The organism is Pandoraea eparura, from assembly GCF_902459725.1.
GTDB classification, from domain to species: domain Bacteria; phylum Pseudomonadota; class Gammaproteobacteria; order Burkholderiales; family Burkholderiaceae; genus Pandoraea; species Pandoraea eparura.
Genome location: NZ_CABPSH010000009.1, coordinates 92,819 through 109,371 on the forward strand (window position 1 = coordinate 92,819; position 16,553 = coordinate 109,371).

The 16,553-nt window shown below is 64.9% G+C and carries 14 protein-coding genes; 5 read left to right on the forward strand and 9 right to left on the reverse strand.

Features of this window, described 5'->3' with window-relative positions:
* Positions 1 to 85: 85 nt before the first annotated feature.
* The gene (gene lplT / locus PEP31012_RS17190) at positions 86 to 1,378 is read left to right on the forward strand and encodes a lysophospholipid transporter LplT (RefSeq protein WP_150590523.1); all 1,293 of its coding nucleotides are present in this window, start codon (positions 86 to 88) and stop codon (positions 1,376 to 1,378) included.
* 1 nt (position 1,379) lies between these two features.
* A complete protein-coding gene (thiD, locus tag PEP31012_RS17195; protein ID WP_150590524.1) occupies positions 1,380 to 2,204 on the forward strand; it encodes a bifunctional hydroxymethylpyrimidine kinase/phosphomethylpyrimidine kinase in 825 nt (274 codons plus the stop codon).
* Between the two features lie 26 nt (positions 2,205 to 2,230).
* Here thiD and PEP31012_RS17200 read toward each other — a convergent pair whose 3' ends face one another.
* From PEP31012_RS17200 to tsaB, 4 genes are read right to left on the reverse strand one after another with little or no spacing between them, the layout of a single operon-like run.
* Positions 2,231 to 3,478, reverse strand: coding sequence for a DUF1853 family protein (locus tag PEP31012_RS17200; protein WP_174978276.1), 1,248 nt, complete (start codon positions 3,476 to 3,478; stop codon positions 2,231 to 2,233).
* Positions 3,439 to 4,452 (reverse strand): uracil-DNA glycosylase, encoded by a 1,014-nt coding sequence (locus PEP31012_RS17205; protein WP_425494971.1) that lies wholly within the window; start codon positions 4,450 to 4,452, stop codon positions 3,439 to 3,441. The genes PEP31012_RS17200 and PEP31012_RS17205 overlap by 40 nt, the downstream gene beginning before the upstream one ends.
* Before the next feature lie 37 nt (positions 4,453 to 4,489).
* Positions 4,490 to 4,969 carry a ribosomal protein S18-alanine N-acetyltransferase gene (rimI, locus tag PEP31012_RS17210; protein WP_150590527.1) on the reverse strand — a complete coding sequence of 160 codons (480 nt, stop codon included), beginning with the start codon at positions 4,967 to 4,969 and terminating at the stop codon, positions 4,490 to 4,492.
* A complete protein-coding gene (gene tsaB, locus PEP31012_RS17215; protein ID WP_150590528.1) occupies positions 4,969 to 5,775 on the reverse strand; it encodes a tRNA (adenosine(37)-N6)-threonylcarbamoyltransferase complex dimerization subunit type 1 TsaB in 807 nt (268 codons plus the stop codon). Before tsaB ends, rimI begins: the two co-directional genes overlap by 1 nt.
* Positions 5,776 to 6,201: 426 nt before the next feature.
* Between tsaB and PEP31012_RS17220 the strand changes: the two genes are divergently transcribed.
* A complete protein-coding gene (locus tag PEP31012_RS17220; RefSeq protein WP_150590616.1) occupies positions 6,202 to 7,986 on the forward strand; it encodes a DEAD/DEAH box helicase in 1,785 nt (594 codons plus the stop codon).
* Positions 7,987 to 8,163: 177 nt separating this feature from the next.
* Here the strand turns inward: PEP31012_RS17220 and pip are convergent, their stop codons facing one another.
* The 3 genes from pip to PEP31012_RS17235 all read right to left on the reverse strand — a co-directional run bounded on the left by pip (position 8,164) and on the right by PEP31012_RS17235 (position 11,945).
* Positions 8,164 to 9,102 carry a prolyl aminopeptidase gene (gene pip / locus PEP31012_RS17225; RefSeq protein ID WP_246171358.1) on the reverse strand — a complete coding sequence of 313 codons (939 nt, stop codon included), beginning with the start codon at positions 9,100 to 9,102 and terminating at the stop codon, positions 8,164 to 8,166.
* A gap of 443 nt (positions 9,103 to 9,545) precedes the next feature.
* Positions 9,546 to 11,144, reverse strand: coding sequence for a malate synthase A (gene aceB / locus PEP31012_RS17230; protein WP_150590529.1), 1,599 nt, complete (start codon positions 11,142 to 11,144; stop codon positions 9,546 to 9,548).
* Between the two features lie 93 nt (positions 11,145 to 11,237).
* Positions 11,238 to 11,945 (reverse strand): haloacid dehalogenase type II, encoded by a 708-nt coding sequence (locus PEP31012_RS17235; protein WP_150590530.1) that lies wholly within the window; start codon positions 11,943 to 11,945, stop codon positions 11,238 to 11,240.
* 119 nt (positions 11,946 to 12,064) lie between these two features.
* On the opposite strand from PEP31012_RS17235, the gene PEP31012_RS17240 reads away from it, so the two are divergent.
* Positions 12,065 to 13,006, forward strand: a complete 942-nt coding sequence (locus PEP31012_RS17240; RefSeq protein WP_150590531.1) for a LysR family transcriptional regulator — start codon at positions 12,065 to 12,067, stop codon at positions 13,004 to 13,006.
* 257 nt (positions 13,007 to 13,263) lie between these two features.
* Complete coding sequence (locus PEP31012_RS17245) at positions 13,264 to 13,698, forward strand: universal stress protein (protein ID WP_174978284.1); 435 nt, start codon at positions 13,264 to 13,266, stop codon at positions 13,696 to 13,698.
* A 237-nt stretch (positions 13,699 to 13,935) separates the two neighbouring features.
* On the opposite strand, the gene aceA is transcribed toward PEP31012_RS17245, so the two are convergent.
* Entirely contained in the window at positions 13,936 to 15,258 is a 1,323-nt protein-coding gene (gene aceA / locus PEP31012_RS17250; RefSeq protein ID WP_150590533.1) for an isocitrate lyase, read from the reverse strand.
* 378 nt (positions 15,259 to 15,636) lie between these two features.
* Positions 15,637 to 16,548 (reverse strand): DMT family transporter, encoded by a 912-nt coding sequence (locus tag PEP31012_RS17255; protein WP_174978285.1) that lies wholly within the window; start codon positions 16,546 to 16,548, stop codon positions 15,637 to 15,639.
* Positions 16,549 to 16,553 lie beyond the last annotated feature (5 nt).

The following is a 16,553-nucleotide window of genomic DNA, read 5'->3' on the forward strand; positions in this document are numbered from 1 at the left end:
CGAAGGGGCGCCCGTTGCGGCCACTGCGGAAACCGACAACCGAGACACGCAAGTTTTACGCAGCACGGGATCGACTCAAGTACCGATGAAGAAAGGCTTTTACACCATCATGGCCGCGCAGTTTTTTTCGTCGCTGGCCGACAATGCATTGCTCATCGCCGCAATCGCGCTCCTGAAAGACCTGCACTCCCCGCAGTGGATGACGCCGCTGCTCAAGCTCTTCTTCGTGCTTTCGTACGTCATTCTCGCCGCCTACGTCGGGGCCTTCGCCGACTCGATGCCCAAGGGCAAGGTCATGTTCATCAGCAACTCGATCAAGGTCGCCGGCTGCCTGATGATGCTGTTCGGCTCACACCCGCTGATCGCGTATGGTGTAGTCGGCTTCGGTGCGGCAGCCTACTCGCCCGCGAAGTACGGCATTCTGACCGAACTGCTGCCCGCCGAGAAACTCGTCGCGGCCAACGGCTGGATCGAAGGGCTGACCGTCAGTTCGATCATTCTTGGCACCGTGCTCGGCGGCGCCCTGATCAGTCCGCATATCTCCGAATGGGTGCTTCATCGCACGCCCGACGTCATCAATACGCCGGCGATGGCCTCGATGGTGGTCATCATGGTCATCTACGTGATTGCCGCGCTGTTCAACCTGCGTATCCCCGATACGGGCGCGCGTTACGCGCGTCAGCAACACAATCCGATCCGGCTCGTCTCCGATTTCGCCGACTGCTTCGTCACGCTGTGGCGCGACAAGCTGGGTCAGATCTCGCTGGCCGTCACCACGCTGTTCTGGGGCGCGGGGGCGACGCTGCAGTTCATCGTGCTGCGCTGGGCCGAAAAGGCGCTGGGCATGACGTTGTCCGAGGGCGCCATCCTGCAGGCCGTGTCGGCCGTGGGCGTAGCCATCGGCGCCATCGCCGCCGCCTCGCGCATTCCGCTCAAGCGTTCGCTCTCGGTGCTGCCGGTCGGCATCGCCATGGGCATCGCGGTCATGGCGATGGCCTTCTTCTCGAAGGATTTGCTGCCGTGGGGCACCGATTGGGCCGTGCCGCTGTACCTGATCATTGCGTACATCTTCCTCATCATCGTCGGCGCGCTCGCGGGGTTCTTCGTGGTGCCGATGAACGCCCTGCTCCAGCATCGCGGCCACGTCCTGCTCTCGGCCGGCCATTCCATCGCCGTGCAGAACTTCAATGAAAACCTCTCCGTGCTCATCATGCTGTGCCTCTACGCACTGCTGATCTGGTGCAACGTGCCGGTCGGGGTCGTCATCATTCTCTTCGGCGTGTTTGTGTCGGGCACGATGTGGCTCGTCATGAAGCGTCACCAGGCCAATCAGCGTGAATTCGATTCGGTCGCGCTCATCGGCGAAATCAAGCATTGATATGGCATTGCGTCAGTCGTCCGTCCCCATTGCCCTCACCATCGCCGGATCGGATTCCAGCGGCGGCGCAGGTATCCAAGCCGACCTGAAGACGTTTTCCGCGCTCGGCGCCTACGGTGCGAGCGTGATCACGGCCCTCACCGCGCAGAACACGCAAGGCGTTACCGGCATCCACACGCCGCCGGCGAGCTTTGTCACGGCGCAGATGGATGCCGTTTTCCAGGACCTGAGCGTCGACGCCGTCAAGCTCGGCATGCTGGCCAATGCCGAGGTCGTGCGTGCCGTCGCCGCTGGATTGCGGCAGTACAAGCCGCGTTTCGTCGTGCTCGATACCGTGATGATCTCGAAGAGCGGTCATGCGTTGCTGCAACCGGACGCGGTCGCCGCGCTGCGCGATGAGCTGCTGCCTCTGGCAGACCTGATCACCCCCAACCTGCCGGAAGCCGCGGCCTTGCTCGGCGTCGAGCCGGCGACCGACGAACACGAGATGGAGCAACAAGCGCAAGCGTTACGCGCGCTGGGTGCGCGCAATGTGTTGGTAAAAGGTGGCCACCTGGCCAGCGATCTCAGCCCGGACTGGCTCGTGAGCGCGGCAGGGGTCGAGCGCTTCACCGCCCCGCGCATCGCCGTGCACAACACTCACGGCACCGGCTGCACGCTCTCCGCCGCGCTGGCCGCGTTGCGACCGCGCCGCCATGACTGGTCGGACACCGTGCGCGACGCAAAGTCGTACCTCAACGGTGCGCTTGCCGCCAGCGACACCCTCGACATCGGCCACGGTGTCGGTCCCGTGCATCACTTTCACGCCGTCTGGCCCAAGTCATGACGCGCTAACCCGCGCATCGCACCGAATCAGATCGACGGCGCGCCATCGTCAGCACTCTGTGCGAGCGCGCGTCGCGCCGCCGCATCGGCGCGTTCGCTCAATTCTTCAATGCGATGCCGGGCACGCGGCGCCCAGAAATCCGGCACGATAAAGCCGCGCTCGCCTTCGAACCAATCCCCCTCGCCTGCCGGCCGGGTCAACGAGACGATCAGCAACGGCTCGGCAATGCCGCGCTCGCGCCAATGCGTCTCGATTCGGGCATGCATCGCGGCAAGCGAGAGCGCCGCTGAATCGCTGACACGCGCCGGCGCCAGCCAACGAGCACGCGGCAGCAATGCCCATCGGCGCTCGCGCGCTGCGACGGCTTCGCTGGGCGTCGACTGCGCGTGCGCCCACCACGCATCGAGCGTTGCCCACCAACCGCGACCGTGCGCTTCGGACGCGACTGCCGGCAACTGTCCTGGTTGCGCGAGCGGATGGAACAACCAGCCCTTCAGATACACTTGCGGCAACCACGGACCGACGGCGGGCAAGGCACTTCGCGCGGCTTCAAGCGTTGTCAGGCGCAACTGATGATCGAGCAACCGCGCCACCTTGTCGGCCAGACTGTCGGCCAGGTTCGGCCCAAGCCAATGGAACTGCACGGCGCGCTCGTCAAGCGCCGGCGACGGTGTCGCGGGCGGCACGAACAGGTACAGCTTCACCGCCAATTCCCAATGCAGCAATTGTCGGTCTGCGCGACGCGCCAGCAGGAAGTCGCACTCGCCGAGCGTCATGTTGCCGCGCCGGGCGTCGCGCACCTGCAAACCCGCTGCGAGCAGGTCGAATCGAGGGCTGTGCAGCAGAGCGAAATGCAATAGCTGCTCCGCGTAACGGCCCAGGCGGTGGCTTTCGCCACGCGCCAGAAATTCGCGCAACGGGTCGACGTCGGCATCACACGTCAGCAGCCAGTCTTGCAAACGCGTGTGATGCCGGGAATGGGGGATGGGTTCGGCGATGCCGGGGGGCGCCGCGGGCGCGATGCCCGCTGCCGGATCCACCCGATCAGCCGGGGTAGTCGGGGTAGTCGGGGCAGCCGGATCAACCGGGGCGGCAGGCTCGCCGGTCGCATTGGCCACCGCCGGCGCGCCATCGAACTGCGCCAGCGCTGCGGGAAAGCGGCTGGCGCTGAGCAGGTCGGCGGACAACAGCAGCCACGCGAGGTCGCGCACCGGCGCCTCGCGCAGCGTCTCGATCAGTTCGCCGTAGGCGGGTTGGACGGGGTCGATTCGCACACGGTCTCGTAGGTGGCCCGCGCCAGGCACCAATCCGTCCAGGCCTTGGCCTTGTCGGGCAAACTGCGTAGCAGGTAGGCCGGATGGTAGGTCACGATCACCGGCACGCCCTCATACTCATGCACTCGCCCGCGCAGGCTGGCAATGCTCGCCTGCGTGCGCAAAAGGCTCTGTGCGGCGAAGCGGCCCATCACCACGATCACGCGCGGTTTGAGCAGCGTCACCTGGCGCTTCAGGTACGGCTCGCAGCTCGCCACTTCGTCCGCTTCGGGATCTCGGTTGTTCGGCGGACGGCACTTGAGCACGTTGGCGATGTACACGTTCTCGCCGCGCTGCAATGTCACGGCGCGCAGCATGTTGTCGAGCAGCTTGCCGGCCTGTCCGACGAACGGCTCGCCCTGCAAATCCTCTTGCTGGCCCGGCGCTTCCCCCACGAGCAGCCAATCGGCCTCGCGGTCGCCCACGCCGAACACCGTCTGCGTGCGCGTCTCGCACAAGCCGCACAGGCGGCAATTGGCGACGCGCTCCGTCAGCGCCTCCCAATCGAGCGTCTCGACACCCGGCAGCGCAGGACGCGACGGCGCCTCGGTCTCGCCCGCATCGCGCATGATCGACCACAACGCGGCATCGGCGGCCGCATCGCCGTCACCGTTGCCATCGCTGTCGAGCCACATCGGCCTGTCGTCGGGGGGCAGATCCGTCACGCGACGATTGCCGCTGCGCGGCGCGGATATCGGTGTCGGCGCCATCGCCGGGGCTGTCTCACGTCGGGCAGGCGCAACCGGCACGTTGTCCAACGTCGCGGCACGTGCGGCAGGACGCGCCATCGTCGGGGCGACGCCCGGAGCCACGTCCCACGGCGGCAGATCGTCGGCGGGCACGTCGCCCTGCGGGGCCGACACATCGGCGACTGTTGCCACGTCGCTCTCCTGCCCGGCGGCCGTTGCCGCCTTGGCCACAGCCTCGTGCGACATCCACACTGGCCATAGCCCGAACTCTTCCAGAATCGCTTTAGGCCACGGCACGGTCGGTCTCCCACGTCAGACGCATCACAATGGCGTCTTCACGACGCCCGTTCGCCGGATAGTATCCCTTGCGGCGGCCAATCTGCACGAAGCCGAAACGCTCGTAGATGCGCAGCGCCCGCACGTTCGACGGGCGCACCTCCAGCAACACGCCGCCCATGCCCTGCGCACGCGAGACGCGCACCACCTCTTCGAGCAACTGCACGCCCAGCCCATTGCCTTGCATTTCCGGGGCGACGCACACGTTGAGCAAATGCGACTCGTCGACGACCGGCATCAACAGGAAATAACCAAGCAGTGTGCCGTCGACCGCGCGCAGGCAAACGCCCTGATGCCCGGCGTCGAGCGAATCGGTGAAATTCTGGCGCGTCCAGGGATACGGGTACGCGCGCACTTCGACGGACACGACCTCGTCGAGATCGGCCAACGTCATCGGCGAATAATGGTTCGGGCCGGCCTGGCGCATCAGCGCACCTCCGGGCCGTTTGCCGGCTTGGCCCGCTCGGCCTGCTCGGCTTGAGTCGCCTCAGCCGCCTTTGCAGCCGCCTGCTTGATCGCCTCGCGCTCGGCCGTCGTTTGCGCCACCTTGTTGCGGATGTACACCGGCATCGCCTGATCGGCGGGAATGGCCTCGCCCCGCACAAAGGCGCGGGCGGCGAGCGCGGCGACGTAACGGGCTCGCGGCATGGCGTCGGCCAACACCGCTTGCGCCTGCGCGCTCGCCTGCAGACGATCGCCAAACGCCACCGCAGCATTGCCCGCGACGACGAATGCCGCGTCGGGCGCGCACACCTGCTCGGCAGCATCGAGCGATGGCGGCTGCACTTCGCGCCAGTCTCCCGCTGCCGTGTCCCAGACGTAATCGGCCCAATAGGCCTCGTTCATGCGCGCATCGAGCGCCACCAGCACGCGTTGCGTGTCGGCGTGCAACGCGCGCGCGGCTTCGGCACACGCGAGCAACGTACCGACCGGCACCACGGGCAGCCCGGCGCCAAACGCCAGACCTTGCGCGACACCGCAGGCCGTGCGCAACCCGGTAAACGACCCCGGGCCCGCGCCGAAGGCAATCGCGTTGCATTCGGCAAGCGTAATGCCGGCCTCGCGCAGCACGTCGCGTGCGGCGGGCAGGATATGCGTACTGGAGACCGGACCGGTATCGAGGTGACGCTCGACCACAAGGGCCGGCGTACCGCTGGCGGGATCGTGACGGTATACGGCAACCGAACAGAATTCGGTCGAGGTGTCGAGGGCGAGAAGCGTAATCGAAGACATGGCGCTATTGTAATCGGGTGAACCGCGAGCCACCTAGCGGGACCGACGCGACATCGCGCATCGCCTGTCGCTCACCGACACCCACGCCCCACATCACCCCGTGCAAATCCGAACGTGCACTTTTCTCAAAACGCTGCTATAATCCGCGCTTCGCTTCGCGGGACGTTAGTGAACCTCCCGTAAAGTGACGAAAAACTGCGTTTTGCCCCAATCCTGTGATAAGCCGCTGTAGTTCTTGCCGGTACTGGCGTTCCTGACAAGGAACGACCCGCCACCGTCCCTGGCTTACGATACGGATTTCGATCCGCTTTCTGCCCCATCCGCGATTTGCTTCCTGCTTGCGACGAATTGGGTTTGCCGATTGGCGCCAACGCCCCGACATCACCTTTTTGATCCGCAAGAGGCTTCATGGAACAAACTTCCAAGATGTCTGCGCTCGCGCAGACGTATTTCCCTTCGTCCGAAGAAAACATCGACGCTATTGTTGCTGATGCCGCGCCGGCAGCCAGCGAAGACGGCAAGCCCACGTTCGCCGAACTCGGCCTGAACGCAGCGATTCTGTCGGCACTCACCACCGCCGGCTACACCCACCCGACGCCGGTGCAGCAGCGCGCGATTCCCGCTGCGCTCGCCGGTCGCGATCTGCTCGTGTCGAGCCCGACGGGCTCCGGCAAGACGGCCGCCTTCATGCTGCCCGCCATCCACCGCTTCGCGGAAATGCAGGCCAGCGGCGAGCTGAACAGCCGCGCCCCGGCCGCGCATCCGCGCAACCAGCCGGCCGAGCCGGGTGAAAAGCCGCGCAAGGGCCAACGCGTGCGTCGCGTTGCCGCGCAACCGCTGCTGCTCGTGCTCACGCCGACGCGTGAACTGGCGCAACAGGTGTCGACCGCTGCCGACACGTACGGCAAGCAACTGCGCCGTCTGCGCACGGTGAGCATTCTGGGCGGCATGCCCTACCCGCGTCAGCTTGAAATGCTGGCCAAGCAGCCCGAGATCATCGTGGCCACGCCGGGCCGTCTGCTCGATCACATCTCCAGCGGCAAGATCGATCTGTCGCAACTGATGATGCTGGTGCTCGACGAAGCCGATCGCATGCTCGACATGGGCTTCATCGACGACATCCAGACCATTGTCGACGCCACGCCCGAATCGCGCCAGACGCTTCTGTTCTCGGCAACGATCGACGGCCGCATGGGCGAAATCACGCGTCGTCTGCTGCGCGATCCGGAAACCATCGAGATCACGCGCGGTTCCGATCAGCGCACCAACGCCAACATCGAGCAAACGCTCCACTACGTGGACGACCGCGCCCACAAGGATCGTCTGCTCACGCACTTGCTCGGCAACGACTCGCTCGACCAGGCCATCGTCTTCACGTCGACCAAGCGCGACGCCGATCTGATCGCCGACCAGCTCGAACAAGCCGGTTTCGACAGCGCCGCCCTGCACGGCGACATGCCGCAAGGCGTGCGTAACCGGACGCTGCGCGCGCTGCGCGAGCGTCGTGTGCGCGTGCTGGTCGCCACCGACGTGGCCGCACGCGGCATCGACGTGCCGGGCATCACGCACGTGTTCAACTACGATCTGCCGAAGTTCGCGGAAGACTACGTTCACCGAATCGGCCGTACGGGCCGTGCCGGTCGTCGTGGCGTGGCCGTGAGCCTGGCCGCACACGCCGAAATCGGTGCGGTGCGTCGCATCGAACGCTATACGCGTGAGCTGCTGCCGGTGAACGTCGTGGCCGGCTTCGAACCGCGCCGTGCCGCGCCGAAGGCCGGTGCCGGCGGCAAGCGTCCGGGCCAGGGCCGCGGCGGTCCGCGTCACGGCCAAGGCAACGGCGGCGGCCGCTGGAGCAATAACGGCCCGCGTCACGCCAACAGCAGCGGCAATGGCGGCAGCGGTAGCGCCGGTTATCAGGGCGGTCAGCGTTTCGGCGGCAACAAGCCGGCCGGTGCGCCGTTCGAGCGTCGCGAGGGCAATGGCTTCCAAGAGGGCTACCAGCAGAGCGGCGCGGGTAATGGCGGCAATGGTGGCAACGGCTTCTCGAACGGCAGCGCAACCGACCGCTTCGAGCGTCGCGCTCCGCGCCAGGCCGAAGGCGGCTACCGCCAGGATCGTGGCAACCGCAGCTTCGACGCCCCGCGTCAAGACCGCGGCTACGGCAATCGCAACGGCAACGGCGGCGGCTTCAACAAGCGTCGCGACGACTGAGCGGTAGGATGCCGACAGGACCGGTGATACCTCGGTCCTGCGCAAATCCGCGAAAACCCCGGATGTTGACGTCAACCGTCAACGCCGGGGTTTTTGCTTATGCACGCTCGGTCGCGAGATGACGGGGCGCAGACACAAGCCGCGCCATTCGATCATCGTCAGGCATCGCCGTCGATCTCACGGTGCTGATGCAAACCGATCGGTCGCTTCGATCAACCAGTGCAGGATGGTGGGCTCGTTGAAGGCATGCCCGGCGTCGGGCGCCCAGTAGAAATCCGCTTCCGGCCAGGCCTTGTGCAATTCCCACGCGGTGCGCGCGGGCGTGGCCACGTCGTAGCGCCCCTGGACAATCACACCCGGAATGTCGCGCAGTCGGTGCGCGCCGTCGATCAACTGATTCGGCACGAAAAAACCATCGTTGACGAAGTAATGGTTCTCGATGCGCGCGAACGCAATCGCGTAGCGCGGATCGCCGAACGCCTCGGCAAGAGGCTCGTCAGGCAGAAGCGTGATGGTGCTCCCCTCCCATACGCTCCAAGCGCGTGCCGCCTCGATGCGCACCGCGTCATCGTGATGCGTCAGGCGCTTCTGGTACGCGCGCATCAGATCGCCCTGCTCTTCGAGCGGGATCGGCGCGAGGAACGACTCCCAGCGATCCGGAAACAGCCACGACGCACCCTTCTGGTAGTACCAGTGCAACTCGTCGCGGCGCACGGTGAAGATACCGCGCACGATCAATTCGCTCACCCGTTCGACATGCGCCTGCGCATAGGCCAGGGCCAGCGTGCTGCCCCACGAGCCGCCCAACACCAGCCAACGCTCGTATCCAAACTTGACGCGCAAGCGCTCGATGTCGTCCACCAGATCCCATGTGGTGTTGTGCTCGAGACTCGCATGGGGCACCGAGCGCCCGCAGCCACGCTGATCAAATAGTGTGATGCAGTATTGCGCCGGATCGAACAACCGACGGTGCTCCGGCGAGCATCCTCCGCCCGGACCGCCATGCAGAAACACCGCCGGCTTGCCGTTCGGATCGCCACACCGCTCCCAGTAAATGCGGTGCCCATTACCGACGTCGAGCATGCCGCTCTCGAAGGGTTCGATCGGTGGGTACAGGCCGCGCAGCACATCCGGGCGCGTCTCTACGACCTTGCCGAGACCACGCGGCGCACGATGCGGCGCAAGGGGCTGCGCGCGTGAACCGTTCGGCAGGGTTCGGGGGGCATCATCGGGAGAGTCGAGCGACATCGGCATCCTCACGTGAACAAAGGTCGGGGCGTCGTCAACGTCGCGCGCGAGCGCAACGGCAATCCTGAAAATTCGGACGAGCTGGACGAGGACAGATACGTCGGCGTTCAGTGTAGCGCGGCCTCTCGAACAAGACAAAGCGCGCGCCCAATACAAAATGGGACGATGTTGCCATCGTCCCATTCAGGCGGCGAAGCTCGCCGCACTACCACTGCACTACCACTGCACTACCGCCGCACTACCACGGCATCACTGCGGCACTACCCGTCGATCCCGGCCCGCTTAGGCGCTCGTCGAACCGGCTCAGCGTGTCAGACCACTTCGTACAGCGGCAGCGTGAGGAATTCGACAAAGTCGTCGCTTGTGCTCATCTGCTCGAAGATGATGGCCGCCCGGTCGTACGTCGGCGCCACTTGCCCCACAAGCTCCTTCACGTTGGCAAGCTCTTGCGGAATCAGCTCGCGCACCAGCTCGGCGGTGACCTTGCGGCCGTCGTCGAGCTTGCCCTTCGGCGAGCGGATCCACTGCCACACCTGCGAGCGCGAAATCTCGGCCGTTGCCGCGTCTTCCATCAGGTTGTGAATCGGCACGCAGCCATTGCCGGCCAGCCACGCCCCGAGATAGTGGATGCCGACGTTGATGTTGTTGCGCAGGCCCGCCTCGGTGATCGGCCCTTCGGGCTGAAACGCGAGCAGGTCGCGCCCCTTGACGCTCACATCGTCGCGTTGCTTGTCGATCTGGTTCGGGCGATCGCCCAGCACCTTGACGAACTCTTCCATCGCCACGGGCACAAGACCCGGGTGCGCCACCCAACCACCGTCGTAACCGTCGGCAGCGTCGCGTGCCTTGTCGCCACGAATACCGGCGATCGCCAGTTCGTTGGCCTGCGGATCGTTCTTGATCGGAATCAGCGCACTCATGCCGCCAATGGCCGGGGCATGGCGACGATGGCACGTCTTGAGCAGCAGTAACGCGTAGGCGCGCATGAACGGCACCGTCATGTTGATGCGGCTGCGATCGGCCAGGCAGAAGTCGGCATCGACCTTGAACTTCTTGATGCACGAGAAGATGTAGTCCCAGCGGCCGGCGTTCAGGCCCGCACTGTGCTCACGCAGCTCGTAGAGGATCTCGTCCATTTCGAACGCAGCGAGAATGGTCTCGACGAGCACCGTCGCCTTGATCGTGCCCTGCGCCAGGCCCAGCTCGTTTTGAGCAAGCACGAACACGTCGTTCCACAGACGCGCCTCGAGGTGGCTCTCCAGCTTCGGCAGATAGTAGTAAGGCCCGAAGCCGCGCTCGAGCGACGCCTTGGCGTTATGGAACACATGCAGACCAAAGTCGAACAGGCTGCCCGACATGCGGACACCGTCCACGCTCACGTGCTTCTCGTCGAGATGCCAGCCGCGCGGACGCACGATCAGTGTGGCGACCTTGTCGTTCAAGGCGTAACGCTTGCCGTTCTGTTCGAGACTGATGGTGCCGCGCACGGCGTCGCGCACGTTGATATGCCCTTGCAACTGGTTATGCCAGTTCGGCGTGTTCGAGTCCTCGAAGTCGGTCATGTAGCTGTCCGCCCCCGAGTTCAGCGCGTTGATGATCATCTTGCGCTCGACCGGCCCCGTGATTTCCACACGACGGCATTGCAACGCCGCCGGCAACGGCGCGATGCGCCAGTCGCCGTCGCGGATCGCTTTCGTCTCGGGCAGGAAGTCGGGCACCTCGCCGGCGTCGAGTCGTGCAGCGCGCGCCGTGCGGGCGGCGAGCAAGGCCTGACGGCGCGGCTCGAAGGCGCGGTGCAGCTTGACGATGAACGCAAGCGCCTCGGGGGTCAGGATCGCTTCGTACTCAGGACGAATATCGGTGCTGGCATCGACATGTAGTTGCATGCCGGGGGGCAGAATCAGGGACATCGGGGATCTCCAACGATCTTGATTTATATAAGGGAGTGCGCCGCAAGGAAAAACGTCAGGGGCTTTGCACAAGGCCTCACGCCGCGTTGGGCGTCAGGCGCGCGCTCCCGTCACTGCGTCGACGAACCGCTGCAAGTCGCGCATGTCGCGCCCCATCCCTTGCGGCGTCACGCCGAGTTGCTCGACCGGCAGCCCGGCCCGGTTGACCCAGAACGTCGGGTAACCGAACCAGGTGGCACCGGCCACGTCCCAGCCGTTGCTGGAGACGAAAACGATGGCGTCGGCAGGCAGGCCGAACGCGTCGGGGCCGAGTTGATAGGCCTCCGGGGCGGTCTTGAACTTGCGTACGGCGTCGACCGACAGCACGTGCTCGAACAAGTCCTTGATCCCGGCGCTCTTCAGGCCCACGTCGAGCATGCGCGGATCGCCGTTCGAGAGCACGCCGAGCCTGAGACCCTTCGCACGCAAGGCGCGCAGCACGGACGGGTTCTCGGGGAAAACGGACAGACAGGTGTATTCGTCCATTAACCGCTTCTCGGCGACGGGCGAGAGCGTGAGGTTCAGGCGGGCGGCGGCATAGCGCAGCGCGTCGATGGTGATGTCCCAGAACGGGCGGTAGCGTTCGCCACGCGGGCCCGACAGCGTGCGCAGTTGCGTGTATTCGATCTGCTTCGCCCGCCACAGCTCGGCAAGCGCCGCCCCGCGGCCCGGGAACTGCTGCTCGGCGGCCGCCGCGACGGCATATACGTCGAACAACGTGCCGTAAGCATCAAAAATCACTGCCTGAATACGCGAAGCCATAACCTGGGTATCACTCAATATCACTTGTCATTGCCTGCCAATTGTATTATTGATGGCAGGCGCCATAAAAGCGCACAAAAATCACTTTATCTTTGACTTTTTAGTACATAATCCGCCGCGTGGATCGCTTCAAACAAATCGAAACGTTCGTCGCCGTGGCCGCCAAGGGGAGTCTGTCTGCGGCCGCCGCACTCGAAGGGGTGGCGCCGGCCGTGATCGGGCGGCGCATCGATGCGCTCGAGTCCCGCCTGGGCGTGAAGCTGCTCGTGCGCACGACGCGGCGGGTCACGCTCACGTTCGAAGGATCGGCGTTTCTCGAGGACTGCCAACGCATTCTCAACGAGATGCACAACGCCGAGGCCGCCGTATCGGCGGGCGGGGTCAAGGCCAGCGGCCATCTGCGGCTCTCGGCACCGGCCGGGTTCGGGCGACGGCACGTCGCCCCGCTGCTGCCGGTGTTCATCGAATCGCATCCGGACGTCACGCTCACGCTCGACCTCTCCGACCGTCTTGTCGATCTGGTCAACGAAGGCTTCGATTGCGCGATCCGGCTGGGTGAGTTGCCCGATTCGAGCCTCGTGTCGCTGCGCCTGGGCGAGAACCGGCGCGTGTGCGTGGCGTCGCCGGGATATCTCGCACGACACGGACGCCCCGAATCGCTCGACGCCCTCGCCCGTCACAACTGCCTCGCCTTCGGATCGACGGCTAATCAACAGCGCGGCTGGACCTTCTCGCAGGACGGCAAGGTCGTGACCATCCGTGTGAACGGCACGATGGAATGCACGGACGGCGCCGTGCTGCACGACTGGTGCCTGGACGGCTACGGCCTCGCGTGGCGCTCGTGGTGGGAGGTGGGCGACGACATCCGGGCGGGCCGGCTCATGAGCGTGCTCGACGACTTTGCCGCGCCGCCCATCGGCATTCATGCCGTGTTCCCGCAACGCCGCCATCTGCCGCTGCGCGTGCGCCTGTTCATCGACCACCTCAAGCATCACTACAGCAGTTCGGTCTACTGGCAAGATGACGCGGTGCCCATCGCGTCGCCCAGCGCGGACCTATGAGCGGCGACGCGCGGCGGTGTGAGGGGGCGTGAGGAATCACCGCCCTATCGGGACTATCGGGTTTGCCCCCGTTGTTGCGTCGCGCCAAAGCCATAGAATCGAAACGAAGGGTCCGCTGGCAATGCGCAGGCTCGACGGCATTGAATGGCACCGAATGGCATCGACTGCCTCGGGACGGCGGACGGGATGCAAGACCGTGATACCTGCGCGAGCCTGTGAACGCGTGTTCAGCAACGCCAACTGCGGGAGGTCATATGCTGTTTACCCACATCCTCATTCCGACCGACGGCTCGGAGCTTTCCGAAAAAGCGGTCACGGGCGGACTCGAACTGGCGCGCGCGCTCGGCGCAAAGGTGACGGGCTATTGCTGTCTTGCGGAGTATCCGTACTCCCCTTTCAGCGAGTATGTGCTGGAAGCGCCGGCCACCTTCAGCGAACGCATTGCCGACGAGGCATGCGCGCATCTCGACAAGCTGGCCGAAGCCGCCGCGGCGGCGGGCGTGCCGTTCGAGCGCGACAGTTCCACCTTCCCGGCGCCTTATCTGGGCATCATCGACGCGGCGCAACGCCATGGCTGCGATGTCATCCTGATGGCCTCCCACGGACGGCGCGGGCTCACCAGTCTGCTGCTCGGCAGCGAGACGCAACGCGTTCTCGTGCACTCCAAGATTCCGGTCCTCGTCTATCGCTGATCGCGGGCCGCCGACTCGGCGGCGCATGAAAAAAGGCCCGTGAGCGGGATACGCTCACGAGCCTCCTCTCGTTCAGGCGTGCATCGCAACCCTGACCGCGACGGGACCGCTGTCAGGACCGCCCCGGCCGGATAGGCCGGACGCGCGGTCATGGCGCAGTGTCGTTCCCCCCTCGCTGACGATGTGCCCCCACGCGCATCGCCGCGAGGGGGCGCACCGCGCCCTCCCTCAGCCTTGTCAGGCTGCCTTGACCTGTGCCTTCTTCTCGTCGAAGAACTGTTCGTCCTCCGTCGAACCTTTCAGGGCCGTGGTCGAGGCGTCACGCTCAATCGTCTGCGTGACGGCATCGAAGTAGCCCGTCCCCACCTCGCGCTGGTGCTTGACGGCGGTGAAACCCTTGTCGGCCGCCGCGAATTCGGCTTCCTGCAACTCCACGAAGGCGCTCATCTGACGGCGGGCATAGCCATGCGCCAGGTTGAACATCGAGTAGTTCAGGCTGTGGAAGCCAGCCAGCGTGATGAATTGGAACTTGTAGCCCATCGCACCGAGTTCCTTCTGGAACTTGGCGATGGTTGCGTCGTCGAGGTTCTTCTTCCAGTTGAACGACGGCGAGCAGTTGTACGAAAGCATCTTGCCCGGGAAGTGCTTGTGGATGCCCTCGGCAAACTGCTTGGCGAATTCGAGATCCGGCTTGCCGGTCTCGCACCACACCAGATCGACGTAAGGCGCGTAGGCCAGACCGCGGGCAATCGCCTGATCGAGGCCATTGCGCGTGCGGTAGAAGCCTTCGACCGTACGCTCGCCGGTGCAGAACGGCTGATCGAGCGGATCGACATCGGCGGTGATCAGGTCAGCCGCTTCGGCGTCGGTGCGCGCAATCAGGACAGTGGGTACGCCAAGCACGTCGGCCGCCAGGCGCGCCGCCACCAGCTTGGCCACGGCTTCGCGCGTCGGCACGAGCACCTTGCCGCCCATGTGGCCGCACTTCTTGACCGACGCGAGCTGGTCTTCGAAGTGCACGCCGCCGGCGCCCGCTTCGATCATGGCCTTCATCAGCTCGAAGGCGTTGAGCACGCCGCCGAAGCCGGCTTCCGCATCGGCCACGATCGGCGCGAAGTAATCGATATAGCCCTCGTCACCCGGATTCTTGCCTTCCGACCACTGAATCTGGTCGGCACGTGTGAAGGTGTTGTTGATGCGGCGCACGACTTGCGGCACCGAGTTGGCCGGATACAGCGACTGATCGGGGTACATTTCGCCCGCCATGTTCGCGTCGCCGGCCACCTGCCAGCCCGACAGATAGATCGCCTTGAGGCCCGCCTTGACCTGTTGCATGGCTTGGTTGCCAGTCAGCGCACCCAGCGCGTTCACGAACGGCTCGTCGTTGATCATGCGCCACAGACGCTCCGCACCGCGGCGGGCAAGCGTTTGTTCCGGCTGGATCGAACCACGCAGGCGCACCACGTCGTCGGCCGAGTAGCCGCGCTTGATGCCCTTCCAGCGCGGATGGGTCGCCCAGTCCTGCTCGAGTTGCTCCACTTGCTCCTGGCGCGTCGTCATGATGATCTCTCCTGGTGTATCGATACAAATCAAGCGGGTGACGCTTCGCTGCCTGGGCATCGCCGGAACCGCGGTTGACCGCTGTCGGGGTCTCAAAATCGGCAGGTCTTGTATAAGAGTTTAGAGATTTCTCACGCAACGCAACAGAACGAATTACGATGTCATCGAATATTTTTTATCGATATTAATCAATGATATATGAGAATAATTTCTTTATATGAAATGATATTTCCCCTCCTGAAATTACACCGTTGTGCCAAGCAGCGCAAATTTTTACGCACCGCAAGACCATTCCACATCATGAAAAAAGCCGGTGACAGCGCGTCCCGGCTTTATCAACGGGGTGCGCGACCGGGCGAACGCGCCCGGGAACGGTGATTACGATGCCGCCCGACGGGGCGCCGGCAGCGACTTGGGCGGCTTGCACACGAGCCACACGGCGAGCGCGATGAAACAGCCGCCGAAGACGTGCGCCATCGTCACCGCTTCATTCAGGAACAACGCGCCCCACAGCACGCCGAACGGCGGAATGAGGAACGTGACGGTCAGCGAGCGCAGCGGGCCCAGATCCGCGATCAGCCGGAAGAACAACATATAGGCCACCGCGCTGCACAGGAAGCCGAGCGCGGCCATCGCGGCCCAGACGCCGCCGGTGGCTGGGCCGGGCATGCCGGACGTCGCCGACACGTAGCCGAAGAACGGCAGCAGCACGACGGCCGCGCCCAGTTGGCTGCCGAAGGCGACCAGCTTCGCATCGAGGCCGCCGCGCTCGGAAATCCAGCGCTTGGTCAGATAACCCGCCAGCCCATAGCAGGACGTGGCCACGAGGCATGCCAGCGCCCCCATGAGTACCGGCCCCGACATCGTGACCGGCCCGGTGCGTGTCAGTACCGCAACCCCGGCGAGTCCGAGCAACACGCCCAGCCCCTTGGCCCCGGTCAGACGCTCCCGGAAGAACAGCGTGCCGATAACGACGCCCATGAGCGGCGTGGTCGCGTTGAGAATTGCCGAGTATCCGGCCGGCAGCACGCGCGCGGCGAGGCAGTACATCACGAACGGGATGCCGGAATTGATCACGCCGAGCGCCATCGACGCGCCGAGCCGTCCCTTGAACGTCCAGCGCACGCGCAACACGAGCAGGATCACTGCCAGACCGATGGCGCCGAGGGTCACACGCAGGAACGCCGTAGGCAGCGGCCCGAGCACCGGGACAATGATGCGCATGAAAAGAAAACTCGCGCCCCAGATGGCGGAGAGCGTCAGCAAACGGGCAATGTCGGACGAACGCATGGTCG